The organism is Paraburkholderia sp. BL6669N2, from assembly GCF_003387275.1.
Classification (GTDB): domain Bacteria; phylum Pseudomonadota; class Gammaproteobacteria; order Burkholderiales; family Burkholderiaceae; genus Paraburkholderia.
Genome location: NZ_QUNA01000002.1, coordinates 3,208,184 through 3,227,159 on the forward strand (window position 1 = coordinate 3,208,184; position 18,976 = coordinate 3,227,159).

Below are 18,976 nucleotides of genomic sequence, written 5' to 3' on the forward strand. Positions count from 1 at the left end.
AGACTAATATCATTTTCAAGTACAAATTAGGACTTACCCGCTCATGGCTCACGCTGCCCGCGCCACCCAATCCGAAGAGCCGATTCGTCGGCCGGTTTCGGAACCCACGCTAACGGAAATGTCCGCGGCGGGTCTGCGTGCGTTCTTCAACATTGCGCGCGACTGGGACCTGAGCGCGGAAGAACAGATCGTGCTGCTCGGTTCGCCGGGCCGCTCCACCTATTTCAAATGGAAGGCCACGCCTGAAACGGCCCGCCTCGGGCGCGACACGCTCGAACGCCTATCGCTGCTGCTCGGCATCTACAAGGCACTGCAAATCCTGCTGCCGCAAGCCAGTGCCGCCGACACCTGGATCAAACGCTCCAACAGCGCGCCACCGTTCGGCGGCCGCCGCGCGCTGGACCGCATGCTGGCGGGCAACATTAGCGACCTCGTGGCCGTGCGCCAGTACCTCGACGCAATGCGAGGCGGCTGGGCGTGACACAACCGCATTGGCAGGACCGCTGGCGCACGGCGCCGCTCGACTGGTCGCCCGCGTATCGCGTGATTCCGACGCGCTTTCCGGCCGTCAATCTGTTCGACCGGGTTGCCTCGCCAGAAGATTTCGACGCGCTGTACGCGCTCGAAGCAATGACCAACGACCGCCTGCGCACCGAAGTCGGCGAACTCGAACTGGTGCCGCGCGAGGAGCGCCGCTTCGGGCCGGGCTACGGGCCGATCATGGCCGCGTTGACGCATCTCAATCCGCTCGGCAGCCGTTTCTCGGACGGCACGTACGGCGTGTTCTATTGCGCCCGCTCACGCGCCACCGCCATCGCCGAAACGCGTTTTCACACGGGGAAATTTCTGGAAGCGACGGCCGAGCCGCCCATGCGCCAGCAGATGCGTCTCTACACCGTCGTCGCGCAAGGCAACGTGGTGGACATTCGCGACGACACGTCGGTGGATCTCGCGGTGCTGTCCCCGGACGACTACCTGGCCGGACAGTCGCTCGGCCGAGCCGTCCGCGAGGCGGGTGCGCCGGGTATCGTGTATCCGTCGGTGCGCGATGACGGCGGCGAATGTCTCGCCGCATTCAAGACCACGCTGCTACGCGACTGCCATCACGCGGCGTATCTGGAATACAACTGGAACGGCGCGAGCGTGGATATGGTGTTCGAACTCAGCCAGGTCGGCTGATCGCGCGGCGTGAATGGTCGATGCGTGGCCCATTCGTGGCCGATGCGTGGCTGATGCGCGACCGGAGCGCGGCCGGCGTATGGCCCATGTGCGGCCAATACGTGGCCAACGTGTCGGCCGGCGCGCGCCGCCCGCCGTCAAGGCAGCGCCAGCGCCGCCGCGCCTTCCGCGCGCGCTTCTTCGGTCGAGATCGACCAGCGCCGCAACGCGAGCGGCTCCACGATCGTGAGCTTGCCGCCCGGTCCGAACGCACCGGTGTCGATGAACAACTGCGAGCCGACCTGCTTGATGTCGCGCATCGGCGTGTGGCCGCAATAAGTCAGCGAGAGTCCGCGCTGCCGCTGCGGATCGCCATTGCCCAACGCCAGGTCGCGGCCCCACAGCAATCGCTGGCGAGTTTCTTCGGAGAAATTGCCCGCGTCGAGTTCCGCGTCCGAGCCGAAAAATTCGGCATGCAGAACATTAAAGCGCTCCTTGCCGCTGCCGACCACGCGCACAAGCGGCAACCCGCGCAAGATCTCAGCGTAATGCTGTAAGCGTTCGTTGGACAATTGCGCCGCCCAGATGCCGCCGATTCCATACCACCATTGACGCCGCAAGCGTCCGTCGGCCACCGCGCACAGGGTGTCTTCGTGATTGCCGAGCACAGCGAAAAACCAGGGTTTGTCGAGCAACGCCAAGGCCAGTTCAGAATGCTCGCCGCGGTCCACCAGATCGCCGACCGAAAACAACCGGTCCCGCGCCGGATCGAACGTGATCACGCGCAGCAGATAGCGCAATGCATCGACGCAGCCATGCAGATCGCCTACCACGAAGTCGCGGCCGTTCTGGTTCGCGGCGTGATGCTGGACGGAATTGACGAGTACGGAAGCCATGGTTTCATGATAATGCGGCATCCGCGATACGTATGCGCGCTGGCCATCGTTTCCTGGCGCCGCAGCGGCCTGAAATGACGCAAATTAACGCCAAATCGATGCGTTTCCGGCAGGCTTTACCGGAAAGACCCGTTCGCGTGGTCACTATTGCTGAGTTCGCAATTTGCCGACTTGATCGGCCGTCACGGTGGACTGCGGATTGCCGAAGTGCTTGGTCACATAGTTGGCGATGGCGGCCACCTGCTCGTCACTGAGTTGATTGGCGAATGCGGGCATCAGCACGTCGGCCTGTTTCGTCGTACGCGTGACGCCGTGCAGAATCACCATCGCCAGATTGTTGGAGTCGCTCGCGCCCACAGCCGAGTTGTGAATCAACGACGGATACGCCCCCGGCGCGCTCGCGCCGACGCCTTGCCCGGTCCAGCCATGGCAGCTCGCGCAATTGGCGACGAACAGTTGCGCACCGTTCACGGCGTGGACAGCAGTGCCGCGCAGCGCCGTCACGTCGTCGGCGGGATTGCCCCACTGGTCGCGCGGCCGCGATTCGCCGCCGCTGATCGGCGGCACCGCACGCAGATACGCGACGATCGAGCTGAGATCTTCACGCGTCAGATATTGCGTGCTGTCGGTCACCACTTCGGCCATCGGACCGGCTGCATTGGCGCGGCCCGGCGCCGCACCGGTCGACAGATACGACATCAGTTCGTCGTCGCTCCAGTTGCCCACTCCGCTGTTCTTGTCGGACGTGATGTTGTACGCGTGCCAGCCGGCCTGCACCGCGCCGGCGAAACGCGCGCTCGACTTCAAACCCTGAGTGAAATTGCGCGGCGTATGGCATTCCTCGCAATGCGCAAGCCCTTGCACCAGATACGCGCCGCGATTCCATTCGGCGCTTTGCCGGGGATCGGGCACGAAACGGCCTTCGGTGAAATTGAACAGGTTCCAGAACACCATCAGCCAGCGTTGATTGAACGGGAAGTTCAGGCTGTTGCCGGGCGGCGTGTAGTGGATCGGCGTGAGGGTGTTCAGATACGCGCGAATAGCCAGCACGTCCTGCTCGGTGACCTTGGTGTACTCCGCATATGGGAAGGCCGGATAGAGGCGCTCGCCGCCTTTGCCGATGCCCTCATGCATGGCACGCAGAAAATCGGCGTCGGTCCATTGACCGATGCCTGTGTCCGGATCGGGCGTGATATTCGGTGTCACGATAGTGCCGAACGGCGTGTTGATCGGCAGACCGCCCGCGAAAGGCCGTGCTTTGTCCGCGGTATGGCACGCCATGCAATCGCCGGCGCGCGCGAGGTATGCGCCGCGCTTGACCAGGTCGCTGCCGGCCGCCGTCACCGGCAAGGCCGCGCCGTTGACCGCTTGCGCGGCGTCGTCGGCGCGGGCCTGGGTGATCGGCAGTTCATCGTTGCGCTGTGTGCCGGGACCGTGTGCCTCATACCAGGCGACATACAGCGCGAACAGCGAAAAAATCGCGGCCAGCGTCGCGACCCGGAGATGGCGGCGCCGGGCCTTCTGCGCCAGCGCCTCGAGCCGCTCCGCGCGAGAGGTGTTCTTCGTCATTGTGGCTCTCCGTTCACGCTCAGATTTCATGCTTGAGCTTGTCGGCCAGCTTCAGCGACAAAGCCGCGATCGTCAGTGTGCAATTCACCGACGCCGCGGTCGGCATCACGCCGCTGCTGGCGATGAACAGATTGGAGTGGTCGTGCGTGCGGCAGTCCGCATCGACGACCGAATCCGCCGGATCGCTACCCATGATCGTGGTGCCCATGATGTGATTGTTCGGCGCGAAGGTGTCGTCGAAAGTGACCTCGGCGCCGCCGAACAGCGCGGCGATCTGCGCATACAGTTCGTGCGTGTTGGCCGCGCTTTTCTTCACGTAGTCGTTGATCGAGTAATAGATTTCCGGCTGCGGAATGCCGAGCGAATCCTTATGATCCGCCGACGGCACGACGCGGTTCTGCGGCTCCGCCAGATGCTCGTGGAAGCTGTTGATATTCAGCGTGCGTGCCGCGCGGTCGCGTATCTGCCGGTCGAGTTCGGCGCCGGTCAGACCTTGCTTGAGCAGTGCGGCGGTCACGCTCATCGTGGGCACGCCGTTCGAGAGATGCAGCTTCTTCGCGGCGTAGTCCGAGCGAAACGCGCCATCGCGAAAGTTGACGATCGAGGTCATCTCCATCGGCCCGCGTCCGGGCCACAACGGTTCATTGGCGAGGAACGTGACACCCGTGCCCGGATGGTCCATCAGATTGCGGCCCACCTGGTCGGAACTGTTGCCGACGCCGTGCGGGAATTTATCGGACGTCGACATCAGCATCAGCTTCGGCGTTTCAATGCCGTTCGCGGCGAGCACGAACAGTTTGCCGGTCACGCGCGTGCTGTTGCCGTTCGGGTCCTTGTAGTGGACTGCCGTGATCAACCCTTTGTTGTCCGCTTCGACGCGATACACCACCGCTTCCGGAATCAGTTTCGCGCCGGCCTGTTCGGCTTTCTCCGCATGCACGACGCCGTTGTACATCGCGGCGATCGGGCAGATCGGCATGCAGTTGTTATTGCCGCAGCAGGTAGGCCGCGCATCATACGGACGGCTGTTGCGCGCCACCGGCTCGGGCACGACCTTGAAGCCTTGCGCATTGAGCACGTCGCTGAAACGCTGATCCATGTACGAAAGCGGAAGCGGGTTCATCGGATACGGCTTCGAGCGCGGCGAGCCGAGATCGATCGAACTGCCCGGGCCGGACACGCCGAGTTGCACTTCAGCCGCCGAATACCAAGGCTCCAGCGTTTCATACGGATACGGCCAATCGCGTCCCACGCCATACAGCTTGTGCAACTGGAAGTCCGAGGGCAACAGCCGCCAGGCGGCCGCAGCCCAATGCCAGGTCGTGCCGCCTACCAGCCGCAGATACTGCGAGCTATACGGATAGTCGCCTTTCTGGATCAGATAATTGTTGGCGGGCGCGTACTCGGGATGCGGCGCGTAAGGCGTCGATGGATACGGTGTCGCGAAGTCCGACTTGACCGGCGAGTTGCGGAAGTTCTCGACGATCTGCCAACGCGGAATGCGTGGCCCGGCTTCGAGCAGAATCACCGACGCGCCGGCGAGCGCCATCTGATGCGCGACCAGTCCGCCCGCCACGCCCGAACCGACCACGACGATGTCGGCGGAATTTGAGTTTGCCATTGTTGCCCTCTTGCAGGCTTGCTGTGCTGCCTGTTGTGCTGCCTGTTTGTGCTTGCTGTATTCACGTACCGGCGCTGCGTCGAATGATTCAATCGAGCGATGCGGCACGCGCGAGAGGAATGTCTTTAAGCGCTCAGCGGTTTCTTCGTCCAGTAGAACGGCACGTCCCGGCAATAGGACGGAATCGTGAGCACGTCCTTGACGGGCTCGAACATCAAGGCTTTTTCATAAGCGACCACGTCCACATGCGGCATGTCGCCGACGAGGCCGAGATACCACGCGCGCATGATCGCGCTCACGGTTTTGGCGAGCGCGGGCTGGTCGACTTGCAAAGCCTGCGTGACGGTATCGGACGGTACGCCGCCATGGCCCTGCAGCCATGTGTTGAGCGCGCCGACGTTCTGCGTGAACTGACTGTCGGATTTGACGAGGGCATCGTAGACGCGCTTGCCGAGCGGGGCATCGAAGCCCGTGCGGCCGGTGAGGCGCTGCGAGAGTGCGAGGAAAGCGTCGAGGCCGCCGCCTGCAGGCGCGTCCGCAAACGCCGGCGTGATCCATGAAAGCGAGCGGCCGGCGCCGGCAAACGCGAGCGCCGCGGCCGCCGCACATGCGCCGAGCACCCATGCTCTGCGCGAGGCGGAAACCGATGCTGACGGCGACAACTCTGCTGGATGCGTCGCTTCGTGGCGCGCATCATTGTTCTTGGGTACATCTGTCATGGAGACTCCAGATGGTGAGTGATTCTCAACGTGCCTCGCGACCGTGGCGTGCTGCCATTCGCGCGTGGCGTCGATCTCTACCCCAAACCTGGTCTAAGCGCCGCTTGAGCGGTCTTTTATGAGCAAGCGCGTACCCAGTGCGAACTGGAGCGACGCGGTGCTGATGACATCCGTATGAAACCGCATGCACGGCATGGCATGCGTGGCAAAAAAAGACGGGCCGCCTGCCAATCGCCTTTCAACTGAAAGCGGCGCGCAAGGGCGTTGCGAAAGACTATAGCCTGTGACCCGTCCATTCGACAAATGATGGACCCGGCGCGGGTAGAATCCGCGACACCGAGAGCCCGACACCCTACATTCCATGCTCACCAAATACTACCCTCAGGTTCTTCGCAATCGACCGCGCATGCTGGTCGGCCTTGCGCTCGGCATCATCGCCGCGGTGCTCGTGCCCGCGCATACACGTCCGATGGTCCGCGTGCTGGCCGGCTGGGACGCTGCCGTCTGGAGTTATCTGGCGATGATCTGGGTGCACATGGCCGTCGCCGACGAAGGCCGCGTGCGCGAATTCGCCCGTCGCGACGACGAGAACGCCGGCGTGGTGCTGATCGTGATCTGTATGGCGACCATCGCGAGTATTGCCGCCATCGTGATGGAACTGGCCTCGGTCAAGGGGACGGCAGGCGCTTCCACAGTTTGGCACTACGTGCTGACCGGGCTCACGCTGTTCGGCGCATGGTTCCTGATCCCGACCATCTTCACGCTGCACTATGCGCGGCTTTACTACGATCTCGAAGCAAAGGAAACGCCGCTACTGTTTCCCGACAAGGCGCTCCAGCCGGACTATTGGGATTTTCTGTATTTTTCGTTCACTATCGCCGTCGCCTCGCAAACGTCGGACGTGGCGTTGCGCTCGCGTTCGTTCCGCCGCGCCGCGCTCGCGCAATCCGTCCTGTCGTTCTACTTCAACGTGGCTGTGCTGGGCTTGTGCGTCAACATCGCGGCAGGTTTGCTCGGCTCGTAATACTGCCGACACAACGCGAACTCGCGAACACCCCTCCTCCATGAAGCTCCGCCTTTTGCGGTCATCGCCCCGCCTCTGACGCGTCACGTGTAAATCCCGGACCGCGGTCGCCCGTTTTACACGCGGCGGCCGTCCATTCGACGTCCGTTGGCGCCTCGCGCCTTTTTTGCGCCTCCGTCGGAAGCTTACTGCGAGGCGTACGCTCCCCTCTCCATCACTCCCGTTCGAGCCGCACTGGCACAGCGTTTGCTGCGTCTCCCGAAGCGATCTGGCCGGCCCGCGCAATCGACGCCTGGCGTCAAAGCACCCTTTACTGGCCAGCGGCGTGACGATCTTTGCACTACATTGACCAGTACGCGCCTTCGCTTTATGCATCGCGCGGTATCCGGCTCTGGAAGCCCAATGAGCGCTGTGATCGCATGCCAACTGCATCCACACCGCAGCAGGACGAATCTGGAAACCACCGATGGAACCTCGAAACGGGTACGCGCCGCGGATTTACTTTTTTCATTCACTTCTGGTCGGGCCGCTCGATGCGTGGCCAGCGCAGTTCGCCCACGCAGCCGCGCTGGGCTTCGATCACGCGCTGATCGGCAGCCTCTTCGAGCCTGGACAGGCCGGCCACGGACAGGTGGTCGGCAACCACGCCCGCTTGCATCCGGTATTCGAAACCCAACAGCAGTCGGCCACCGAGGCGATTCGCACGCTTGCGAACGCGGCCAAGCAGAATGGCCTGACCTTGCTGGTCGATCTGGTGATCGACCGGATGGCTGCGGACGGAACGCTGTACGCCGAGCATGCCGACTGGTTCCACCCCTTCGAATCTGAAGAGGCGCGGCTCGATCCGCGCCATGTGCATCGCGAGGACAACGTCGCGTATGCGAACTTCAACGAGGCCGGCAGCAGTGCCGCGCTGGTCGGCTGGTGGACGCAGCAATTGCTGGCGCTCGCCGAGGCCGGCGTGGGCGGGTTCCGCTTCGATTCGCCGCATCGCGTGCCGGCCGCCGTCTGGCGGCAATTGGGCGACGCCGTCCGCGCGCAGCATCCTGAGGTGCGTTTTCTCGCCGCCACGCCTGGCCTGGCGCGTGACGATCTGCTCGGCCTGCAAGGCGCCGGCTTCGACAGCGTGTTCTCGTCGGTGCGCTGGTGGGACTTCCGCGCAAGCTGGATGGTCGAGGAGCATGCCGCGCTCGCGCGCATCGCCGCGCCGATCGGCTTTCCTGAAGCGCCGTACGGCACTCGTCTCGCCGCCGAACTGACCGATGTGCACGACGCCGCCATCGTCGAGCGGGCTTACCGACGCGCTTTGTTTACCTCGGCGTCGATCGGCACGGGCTGGATGATGCCGATGGGTTTCGAGTACGGTATCGCCGAGCCCATGTCGCAAACTCGCGGCGACGCGGCGCAGTTCGCCCGCGCCGCCCAGGCGAAAAAATTCGATCTCACTGAAGCCATCACGCATGTGAACCTGGTGGCGAGTAAATCGAAAACGCTGCACGCCAACGGTGAGTTGCGCCCGCTCAGCGGGCCCGGCGCACCGGCCGCGATATTGCTGCGCGCCGATCAGCCCGACTTGCGCCATGCCGACGAAGCCATCCTGATCGCGATCAATCCCGAACTCGGCGCGCCGGTACGCGTCGATCCCGCGCGCTTCCTCGCGGGCGTGCCCGGCAACTTCACGCGCTTCGTGCCGCTCGACGCGCCCGCCAACGCCTCACCCGCCACACTCACGCCATTCACACTTGCACCTGGCGCGGTCCGTCTGTTCCGCGCGGTCACGGAGAAGCCGATCCGCCTCGCGCCGCCCATCGACAAACCGAACAGCAAGCGCAGCGGCCGCAAGACCGTAGTCGAGGCGTTGAGCGCACCTCGCGTGGCCATTGAGAGCGTGACGCCCTCGGTCGACAACGGCCGTTTCGCGGCCAAGCGCAGCGTGGGTGAACGCGCGGAAATCACCGCCGCGATCTTCGCCGAAGGTCACGACAAGATCGCCGCCGCCGTGATCTGGCGCGCCGCCGACGAAACCGCCTGGCACGAAGTGCTGATGGAACCGGCCCAACCCGCCGGCCTCGATATCTGGAAAGCGCGCATCCCGCTCGACCGCATGGGCCGTCACGAATTCACCGTGATCGCATGGCGCGACGACTTCGCTTCGCTCGTCGAGCACGTGCAGAAGAAGCTGAAGGCGGGACAAACCGTCGAGCTCGAACTCGACGAAGCGTCGCATCTGTTCGCGCTCGTCCTAGCCGAGGTCGAAACCTCGGAAGGCGCGCTTATCGAACCGCTCGAACATATCGTCAAGCTCTTCACCAAGGCCGACGCGGAGACGAAGCTCGCGCTGCTGCTCTCGCCGACCACGGCGAAGGCGATGACCGCCGCGCGCCACCGGCCGTTCCTGAGCCGCGATCCCGTCATCTACAAGATCGACGCCGATCGCACCGCCGCGCGCTTCGCGAGCTGGTACGAAATCTTCCCGCGCTCGATGAGTGACGACGAATCGCGCCACGGCACTTTCGCCGACGTCACGGCCAAACTGCCGCGCATTCGCGATATGGGTTTCGACGTGCTGTATTTCCCGCCGATTCACCCGATCGGCGCGGCGAATCGCAAAGGCCGTAACAATACGCTGACGGCGCAGCCGGGCGACGTCGGCAGCCCGTACGCGATCGGCGGAGTCGAAGGCGGCCATACGGCCGTGCATCCGCAACTCGGCACGCTGGACGACTTCAAGGCGATGCTCGCCGCCGCGCACGCGCACGGCCTGGAAATCGCGCTCGATTTCGCGGTGCAATGTTCGCCGGATCATCCGTGGCTGAAGGAGCATCCGACGTGGTTCGCGTGGCGCCCCGACGGCACGCTGCGCTACGCGGAGAATCCGCCGAAGAAGTATCAGGACATCGTCAATCCCGACTTCTATGCGCACGACGCCAAGCCCGATTTGTGGCTCGCGCTGCGCGACGTCTTCCTGTTCTGGATCGAAGCGGGCGTGCACATTTTCCGCATCGACAATCCGCACACCAAGCCGCTGCCGTTCTGGGAGTGGGTAATCGGCGATGTACGGGCGCGCTATCCCGACACGATCTTCCTCGCCGAAGCCTTCACGCGCCCGCGCATGATGAACCGGCTCGGCAAGATCGGTTTCTCGCAGTCGTACACGTACTTCACGTGGCGGGAATCCAAGCGCGATTTCATCGAGTACATGACCGAGCTCACGCAAACAGGCGCGCGTGATTCGTACCGGCCGAACTTCTTCGTCAATACGCCGGATATCAACCCGCGGCATTTGCAATCGCAGGGACGCACGGGATTTCTGATTCGCGCCGCGCTCGCTTCGACACTGGCCGGTTTGTGGGGCGTGTATAGTGGTTTCGAGCTATGCGAGGCCGCCGCCCTGCCGAACAGCGAGGAATATCTCGACTCCGAGAAGTACCAGTTGCGCGCGTGGGACTGGAACCGGCCCGGCAACATCGTCCCCGAGATTACGGCGCTGAACCGGATTCGCCGCGCGAACCCGGCGCTGCAAACGCATCTCGGCCTGACATTCCTGCCCGCGCATAACGATCACATCCTGTTCTTCGAAAAGGCAACCGAAGCGCGCGACAACGTAATCCTCGTCGCAATCAATCTCGACCCGTTCAACGAACAGGGCGCGGATATCGAATTGTCGTGGGAGACTTTCCAGAAATGGAATCTGCACGATCATGGCCCGCTGGAAGTCACCGACCAGATGACCGGCGCCCGCTTCGAATGGCACGGCCGCTGGCAGCACGTTCAGCTCGGGTCGGGCCAGCCGTTCTCGATCTGGCACATCGCGCCGCTCGGCGGCCTGCCCGCCGAACGGCCTGATGAAGCCGACAGCGACTATCACGCAGACGCTGGCAACCCAACCTCAACGGAAGGTGCGACATGAAGCGTGACGACCCAGCTCAAACCACCACACAGTCACCGGTGGGCAATGCCCCCGGCAACACGGCTAGGCCGCGCACCAATCGGCGCGGCAAGCCCGCGGCCTTGAGCGACGATCCGCTCTGGTACAAAGACGCGATCATCTATCAGGTGCATATCAAGTCGTTCTTCGACGCGAATAACGACGGCGTGGGCGATTTTCCCGGCCTGATCGCGAAGCTCGACTACATTGCCGAACTCGGTGTGAACGCGATCTGGCTGCTGCCGTTCTATCCGTCGCCGCGACGCGACGACGGCTACGACATCGCCGATTATCGCAGCGTGCACCCCGACTACGGTCAGATCGCCGACGTGAAGCGCTTCATTCAGGAAGCGCACGCACGCGGTATTCGCGTGATTACCGAACTGGTCATCAACCATACGTCGGATCAGCATCCGTGGTTTCAGCGCGCGCGCCGCGCGAAGCCGGGCTCGAACCACCGCAACTACTACGTGTGGTCCGACACGGATCAGAAGTACCAGGAAACGCGCATCATCTTTATCGACTCGGAGCCGTCCAACTGGACGCACGATCCGGTGGCGGGCGCGTACTACTGGCATCGTTTTTACTCGCATCAGCCCGATCTGAATTTCGACAATCCGGCCGTGCTGAAGGAAGTGCTGCAGGTGATGCGCTTCTGGCTCGATATGGGCATCGACGGGTTGCGGCTCGACGCGGTGCCGTATCTCGTGGAGCGTGAAGGCACGAACAACGAGAACCTGCCGGAAACCCACGCGATCCTGAAGAAGATCCGCGCCACCATCGACGCCGAGTATCCGAACCGGATGCTGCTCGCCGAAGCCAACCAGTGGCCGGAAGACGTAAAGGAATATTTCGGCGACGAAGACGAATGCCACATGGCATTCCACTTCCCGCTGATGCCGCGCATCTACATGTCGATCGCGAGCGAAGACCGTTTTCCGATCACCGACATCATGCGGCAAACGCCGGACCTCGCAGCAACGAACCAGTGGGCGATTTTCCTGCGCAATCACGACGAGCTGACGCTGGAAATGGTCACGGATTCCGAGCGCGACTATTTGTGGAACACCTACGCGAGCGACCGCCGCGCCCGTTTGAATCTCGGCATTCGCCGCCGCCTCGCGCCGCTGATGGAGCGCGACCGCCGCCGTATCGAACTGATCAATTCGCTGCTGCTTTCCATGCCCGGCACACCCGTGATCTATTACGGCGACGAACTCGGCATGGGCGACAACATCCACTTGGGCGACCGCGACGGCGTACGTACGCCGATGCAGTGGTCATCCGATCGCAACGGCGGATTCTCACGCGCCGACCCTGAGCAACTGGTGCTGCCGCCGGTCATGGGCTCGCTATACGGTTTCGACGCGGTGAACGTGGAGGCGCAAAGCCGCGACCCGCATTCGCTGCTGAACTGGACCCGGCGCATGCTCGCCACGCGCCGCGCGAAGCAGACGTTCGGGCGCGGCACGATCCGCTTCCTGAAGCCGGAAAACCGCAAGATTCTCGCGTATCTGCGTGAAATGCCGGGTGAACCGCCGATCCTGTGCGTGGCGAATCTGTCGCGCGCGCCGCAAGCGGTGGAGCTCGATCTGTCCGAGTTCAACGGTTCGGTGCCGATCGAAATGACCGCGGACTCTGTGTTCCCGGCCATCGGCCAATTGACTTATCTGCTGACGTTTCCGCCGTACGGCTTCTTGTGGTTCATGCTGTGCCCCGGCGGCCAGCGTCCGACGTGGGCACAGGCCCATTCGGAATCGCTGCCGGAATTCGTCACGATCGTGATCCGCGAAGGCCAGGTCGGTCCGACGCCGGAAAACGTACGTCTGCTCGAATCGGAAGTCCTGCCTTCGTGGCTAAGCCGGCGCCGCTGGTTTGCGTCGAAGGATCAGAAGCTCAACGCGGTGCGGCTCGCGGCATTGACCACGATTCCGCACGGCGGCTTCGCCTTTACCGAAATCGAAGCGGACGTGGGCGGTCACACCGAACGCTACGTCGTGCCGATCGCCATCACGTGGGGCGGAGAAACCACTTTCCCGCTGTTCAAGCAACTGGCCTTCGCGCGCGTGCGGCGCGGCCGCAATGTGGGGCATCTGACGGATGCCTTCGCCTTGCCGATCTTCGCGCATGGCGTGATGCGCAAATTGCGCGAACGCGCCGTCGTGCCCACCGTGCAGAAGAGCGAAATCAAGTTCCTGCCGACCGAGCGTTTCGCCGAACTCGAAGGACTCGGCGAGCGGCCGGAGATCCGCTGGCTCGCCGCTGAGCAGAGCAACAGTTCGCTGATCATCGCCGACGCAGTCGTGCTGAAGCTGGTGCGTCGCCTCGTGAGCGGCATTCATCCGGAAGCCGAAATCAGCCGCTACCTCACGCAATTGGGTTACGCGAATACCGCGCCGCTGTATGGCGAAGTGGTGCGCGTCGATCCCGAAGGCGTGCCGCACACGCTCTGTATCCTGCAAGGCTATATCGAGAATCAGGGCGACGCGTGGAACTGGTCACTCGATTATCTGCGCCGCTCGGTGGACGAACTCGCTATCGCTGTCGATACCGAAGCGCAATCGGCACCGGACCGCACCAACGAATCAATTTTGCTGGAAGGCTACGGCGCGTTGGCCGGCACGATCGGCAGACGGCTGGGCGAACTGCACGTGGCGCTCGCCTCGCCGACGGACGACCCGGCGTTCGCGCCGGAAGCGGCCGGCGCGGAGCAGGTGAAGGCATGGGTGGACGGCACGCAAGCCATGCTCGCCAGCGCGCTTGATTTGCTCGCGCCGCGCATCGAGCAGATGAGCGATCCGGAAACCAAGGCGCTGGCGCAAAGTCTGATTGACCGGCGCAAGGAACTGGTGGCCGCCGTCGACAAGCTGGTTGCCGCCGACGCGGGCGCGCTGCGCATCCGCATTCATGGCGACTTCCACCTCGGCCAGGTACTGGTCGCTCAGGGCGACGCATTCCTGATCGACTTCGAAGGCGAGCCGGCACGGTCGCTTGAAGAACGTCGTCAGAAATCGAGCCCGCTGCGTGACGTGGCCGGTTTGATGCGTTCGCTGTCGTATGCGAGCGCGGCGGCGCAGTCCACCACGGAGGCGGCGCCGCAACAGACTGCCGATCGCAAGCGCGCGCTGTTCGACCGTTTCCGCGTGCATGCCACCGAAACGTTCCTCAGCGAGTATCGCGCGGCTGCCGCGCAAGCGTCGACGCCGCTCGTCGCGCCCGAAGCAGAACAGGCCTTGCTCGATCTGTTCCTGATCGAAAAAGCCGCCTACGAAATCCGTTACGAAGCGGCCAACCGTCCGACGTGGCTCAGTTTGCCGGTACGCGGCCTTGCCGCGCTCACCAGCCGATTGCTCGGCGACACCGGTGCGCCCAGCCACCATTCATCAACCCAGGCGCCAGGCGCCGCCACACCGCCTAATCCGGCCGAGGGCGACTATGAGTGAGCATGATCCGGCCGTAGGCCTCCAACCGCTCGAGATCGACGCGCTCGTCGAAGCGCGCCACCCCGATCCTTTCTCGCAACTCGGGATGCATCAGACCGACGCCGGCCCCGTGGTACGCGCGCTGTTGCCGAACGCCTCGCATGTCAGCGTGATTGCGCGTGCCGACGGTGCGCTGCTCGGCGAACTCCAACAAGTGCGGCCGGGGCTGTTTGCCGGCCGCGTCACGACTGCGGCGCCGTACCGTTTGCGGATCGACTGGCATGGCGTGGTGCAGGAGATCGAGGACACGTATTCGTTCGGTCCGGTTCTCGGCGACGAGCCGCTTGGCCGGCTCGCCGGCGGCGATCCGTATGCGGTGCTTGAATGTCTCGGCGCTCGCCCGATGGAATTCGAAGGCGTGCCGGGCGTGCGCTTCGCCGTATGGGCGCCGAACGCGCGGCGCGTTTCGGTGGTGGGCGACTTCAATGCGTGGGACGGCCGGCGTCATCCGATGCGGCTGCGGCATCAGGCCGGCGTATGGGAATTGTTCGTGCCGCGTGTCGGGCCGGGTACGCGCTACAAATACGAGCTGCTCTCGCGCGATGGTCATCCGTTACCTCTGAAGGCCGATCCTTGCGCGATGCAAACGGAGAAGCCGCCGGGCACCGCGTCCATCGTCGCGCATGTCGACGAGATCGAGCAGTTTCCGTGGACCGATCACGAATGGATCCAGTCGCGCGCCGGCAAGCAGACGCCGCGCTCGCCGATCTCGATCTACGAAGCGCATGCCGAGTCCTGGCTGCGCGTCGCAGAACAAGGTCAGCGCGGGCTCGATTGGGACGAACTCGCGGAACGCATGATCCCGTACGTGAAAAGCATGGGCTTTACGCACGTGGAGTTCATGCCGATTGCCGAGCACCCGTTCGGCGGATCGTGGGGTTATCAGCCGCTCGGGCAGTTCGCACCGTCGGCGCGCTTCGGCAAGCCCGAACAGTTCGCGAGATTCGTCGACAAAGCGCATGAAGCGGGACTCGGCGTGATTCTCGATTGGGTGCCGGCGCACTTTCCGAACGACGCTCATGGTCTGATCGACTTCGACGGCACGCCGCTCTACGAGCATGCGGACCCACGCGAAGGCTATCACCAGGACTGGAACACGATGATCTACAACCTCGGCCGCAACGAGGTGAGCGCGTTCCTGGTCGCTTCTGGGCTGGCATGGCTGAAGCGCTATCACGTTGACGGTCTGCGCGTGGACGCGGTCGCGTCGATGTTGTATCGCGACTATTCGCGCGCCGCCGGCGAGTGGGTGCCGAATATTTACGGCGGCCGCGAGAACCTCGAATCGATTGCGTTCCTGAAACGCCTGAATCACGAAGTCGGCTATGTGCCGGGCGTGCCGGGTGCGATCACGATCGCCGAGGAATCGACCGCATGGCCGGGCGTCACGGCGCGCGTCGAAGACGGCGGCCTAGGTTTCCAGTTCAAGTGGAACATGGGCTGGATGCACGATACGCTGCACTACATGGAGGAAGATCCGGTCTACCGCCAATACCATCACCATATGCTGACGTTCGGGATGGTGTACGCGTACTCGGAGCGCTTCGTGCTGCCGCTCTCGCACGACGAAGTGGTGCACGGCAAGGGCTCGCTGCTCGGCAAGATGCCCGGCGACAGGTGGCAGAAGTTCGCCAACCTGCGCGCGTATTTCGGCTTCATGTGGACGCATCCCGGCAAGAAGCTGCTATTCATGGGCGGCGAATTCGGCCAGTTGGCGGAGTTCGACCACGATACGTCGCCGCATTGGCATCTGCTCGACGATCCGAACCACCACGGCGTGCAAAAGCTGGTGCGCGACCTGAACCGGCTGTACAGCGAAGAGCCCGCGCTGCATCTGCTCGATTGCGAGCCGGGCGGCTTCGAGTGGCTGATCGGCGACGACAGCGGCAACAGCGTGTTCGCCTATCGCCGCACCGATGGCGCCGGCCGCGAACTGGTCGTAGTTTGCAATATGACGCCGGTGCCTAGGGTGGGTTACCGGATCGGCATGCCGCGCGGCGGACGCTGGTCGGAAGTGCTCAATACGGACGCCGGCGTGTATGGCGGGTCGAACATGGGCAACGGCGGCCTGATCCATACCGATGAACAATCGAGCCATGGCTGGCCGCATTCCGCTTCGCTAACGCTGCCGCCGCTTGCAACGATCGTATTGCGCGCGGACTAAAGAAGGACGAGCGGTGAAGCGAGCGCGCGGCGTGCGAATTCTTCGCGCCGCGCGCTCGTTGCATGAAGACCCACGATCGCGTTCAACAATCAGAACAAGGAAGGGGAATCATGTCGCATGCAATGCCCGACCGGCTTCTGCCCGGTTCGCCCTATCCGCTCGGCGCTAGCTGGGATGGCCTCGGCGTCAACTTTGCGGTGTTCTCGGCGAACGCGCAAAAAATCGAGCTTTGCCTGTTCGACCCCACGGGCCGCAAGGAAATCCGCCGCTACACGCTGCCCGAATGCACCGACGAAGTCTGGCACGGCTATCTGCCCAACGCGCATCCGGGCACCGCCTATGGGTTTCGCGCGCATGGGCCGTATCAGCCGCAGCATGGGCATCGCTTCAACCCGCACAAACTGCTGCTCGATCCATACGCGCGCAAACTGGTCGGCCAGTTTCGCTGGTCGGATGCGCTGTTCGGTTATCGCGTGCACTCGAATCGCGCGGACCTTTCGATCGACCGGCGCGATTCGGCGCCGGCCATGCCGAAGTGCGTGGTGATCGACGAAGCGTTCGACTGGTCGCACGACAAACGCCCTAACGTGCCTTGGGGCGAAACCATCGTCTACGAGACGCATGTGCGCGGCGCCTCGATGTTGCGCGCCGATTTGCGTCAGCATGAACGCGGCACGTTCGCGGCACTGGCTTCGCCGGAGTTCATCGAACATATGGTGAAGCTCGGCGTGACCGCGATCGAACTGCTGCCCGTGCATGCGTTTCTTAACGACCGCTTCCTGGTGGAGCGCGGCCTGCGCAACTACTGGGGTTACAACACGGCGGCTTTTTTCGCGCCGGAGCCGTCGTATCTGAGTACGCACCGGCTCGACGAAATGCGCATCGCCGTGCGTCAGTTGCACGCGGCCGGCATCGAAGTGATTCTCGACGTGGTCTACAACCACACCTGCGAAGGCAACGAGATGGGGCCGACGGTGTCATGGCGCGGCCTCGACAACGCCAGCTATTACCGCTTGATTCCCGGCGACGAACGTCACCATATCAATGACACAGGCTGTGGCAATACCGTGAATCTGCCACACCCGCGCGTGCTGCAAATGGTGATGGATTCGCTGCGCTACTGGTCAACGGCGTTCAATATCGACGGCTTCCGTTTCGATCTCGGCGTCACGCTCGGCCGTGAGCAGCACGGGTTCGATCCCGGCTCCGGTTTCTTCGACGCATTGCGTCAGGACCCGATCCTGTCGCAACGCAAGCTGATTTCCGAGCCGTGGGACATCGGTCCTGGCGGTTATCAGCTCGGCAATCATCCGCCAGGCTTCAGCGAATGGAACGACCGTTTCCGCGACACCGTGCGGCGCTTCTGGCGCGGCGACGCCGGTTTGCGGCCCGACCTCGCCGCGCGCTTGACCGGTTCGGCGGACCTCTTCAACCGGCGGGCGAGGAAGCCGTGGGCATCGGTCAATTTTGTCACCTCGCATGACGGTTTTACGTTGGCCGACGTCACCTCTTACGAGCAGAAGCACAACGACGCCAATCGCGAAGGCAACAACGACGGCCACAATGAAAATTGCAGCCGCAACTGGGGCGTTGAAGGACCGACCGACGACCCCGCGATTCTCGCCACTCGCAAACGTGTGGCGCGCTCGCTGATCACCACGCTGCTGGTGGCGCTCGGCACGCCGATGGTGCTGGCCGGCGACGAATCGCTGCGCACGCAGAACGGCAACAACAACGCGTATTGCCAGGACAACGAAATCTCCTGGATCGACTGGGAACGCGCGGATTCGCCGGACGGGCGGCAGATGACCGCGTTCGTCGCGCGCGTGATCGCGCTGCGCAAGCAACATCCGCTGCTGCGCGAAACGCGTTTTCTGTTTGGCGATCGTGAAGTGTTGCCGGGCCTGTTCGACGTCGGCTGGTTCGACGAACACGGCGACCCGCTCACCATCGAAGCCTGGCAGGATCCCGAAGGCCGCGCGTTCACGCTGCGTCGCGCGGGTCCAGGCTTAAACGGCGAAACAGAAGTATTGTTAATGATGCTCAACGCCAACGAGGAAACACTGCGTTTTACGCCGCCCGCACCGCACCTGGAATGGCACGTGCTGTTAGACACTGCGGAGCCGGAGAGCGCGCCGCATCGGCTGGCGGCGGCGGAGGTCGAAGTGGCCGCGCACAGCCTCGTGATGCTGGCCGCGCAGCCAGTGGGTGACGCCGATTGGCAAGCGGGCTGGAAGGCCGGTGCGCAGCATGGGCCAAGGCTTCTGACTGCGCTGCCGCCCGATCCGGGTGCGCATCCGCCCAGTAGCGATACGTCGCCGACCACTTAGCCGGCGGCGCCGCGACCCGACAGCATGCGGGCTGCGTTATTGCGCGTTGTCGTCGTACGCGTTGTGCGAGTGTCTCAGGCGCCGG

General features: G+C 63.6%; 11 protein-coding genes. 7 read left to right on the forward strand and 4 right to left on the reverse strand.

From position 1 onward, the window contains the following. Nucleotides 1-43: 43 nt before the first annotated feature. Together B0G80_RS36930 and B0G80_RS36935 are read left to right on the forward strand one after the other, a co-directional pair. Nucleotides 44-481, forward strand: coding sequence for an MbcA/ParS/Xre antitoxin family protein (locus B0G80_RS36930; RefSeq protein ID WP_116122628.1), 438 nt, complete (start codon nt 44-46; stop codon nt 479-481). Continuing rightward, on the forward strand, nt 478-1,179 hold the full coding sequence (locus B0G80_RS36935; protein ID WP_116122629.1) for an RES family NAD+ phosphorylase: 702 nt from the start codon (nt 478-480) through the stop codon (nt 1,177-1,179). Before B0G80_RS36930 ends, B0G80_RS36935 begins: the two co-directional genes overlap by 4 nt. Before the next feature lie 137 nt (nt 1,180-1,316). On the opposite strand, the gene B0G80_RS36940 is transcribed toward B0G80_RS36935, so the two are convergent. The 4 genes from B0G80_RS36940 to B0G80_RS36955 all read right to left on the reverse strand — a co-directional run bounded on the left by B0G80_RS36940 (nt 1,317) and on the right by B0G80_RS36955 (nt 5,963). Next, nucleotides 1,317-2,054, reverse strand: coding sequence for a metallophosphoesterase (locus B0G80_RS36940; RefSeq protein WP_181920156.1), 738 nt, complete (start codon nt 2,052-2,054; stop codon nt 1,317-1,319). Between the two features lie 144 nt (nt 2,055-2,198). Further along, a complete protein-coding gene (locus B0G80_RS36945) occupies nt 2,199-3,623 on the reverse strand; it encodes a cytochrome c (RefSeq protein WP_116122631.1) in 1,425 nt (474 codons plus the stop codon). A 19-nt stretch (nt 3,624-3,642) separates the two neighbouring features. Then, on the reverse strand, nt 3,643-5,244 hold the full coding sequence (locus B0G80_RS36950; RefSeq protein WP_116122632.1) for a GMC family oxidoreductase: 1,602 nt from the start codon (nt 5,242-5,244) through the stop codon (nt 3,643-3,645). 125 nt (nt 5,245-5,369) lie between these two features. Continuing rightward, entirely contained in the window at nt 5,370-5,963 is a 594-nt protein-coding gene (locus B0G80_RS36955; RefSeq protein WP_181920157.1) for a sugar dehydrogenase complex small subunit, read from the reverse strand. 361 nt (nt 5,964-6,324) lie between these two features. Between B0G80_RS36955 and B0G80_RS36960 the strand changes: the two genes are divergently transcribed. From B0G80_RS36960 to glgX, 5 genes are all read left to right on the forward strand, one after another. Further along, on the forward strand, nt 6,325-6,987 hold the full coding sequence (locus B0G80_RS36960; RefSeq protein ID WP_106282631.1) for a DUF1345 domain-containing protein: 663 nt from the start codon (nt 6,325-6,327) through the stop codon (nt 6,985-6,987). 466 nt (nt 6,988-7,453) lie between these two features. Continuing rightward, nucleotides 7,454-10,897: an alpha-1,4-glucan--maltose-1-phosphate maltosyltransferase gene (locus tag B0G80_RS36965; protein WP_116122633.1), complete on the forward strand. Its 3,444-nt coding sequence runs from the start codon at nt 7,454-7,456 to the stop codon at nt 10,895-10,897. Further along, nucleotides 10,894-14,358, forward strand: a complete 3,465-nt coding sequence (gene treS / locus B0G80_RS36970; RefSeq protein ID WP_116122634.1) for a maltose alpha-D-glucosyltransferase — start codon at nt 10,894-10,896, stop codon at nt 14,356-14,358. The genes B0G80_RS36965 and treS overlap by 4 nt, the downstream gene beginning before the upstream one ends. Further along, a complete protein-coding gene (gene glgB, locus B0G80_RS36975) occupies nt 14,351-16,561 on the forward strand; it encodes a 1,4-alpha-glucan branching protein GlgB (protein ID WP_116122635.1) in 2,211 nt (736 codons plus the stop codon). Before treS ends, glgB begins: the two co-directional genes overlap by 8 nt. Before the next feature lie 110 nt (nt 16,562-16,671). Beyond that, entirely contained in the window at nt 16,672-18,891 is a 2,220-nt protein-coding gene (gene glgX, locus B0G80_RS36980) for a glycogen debranching protein GlgX (RefSeq protein ID WP_116122636.1), read from the forward strand. Nucleotides 18,892-18,976: the final 85 nt, after the last annotated feature.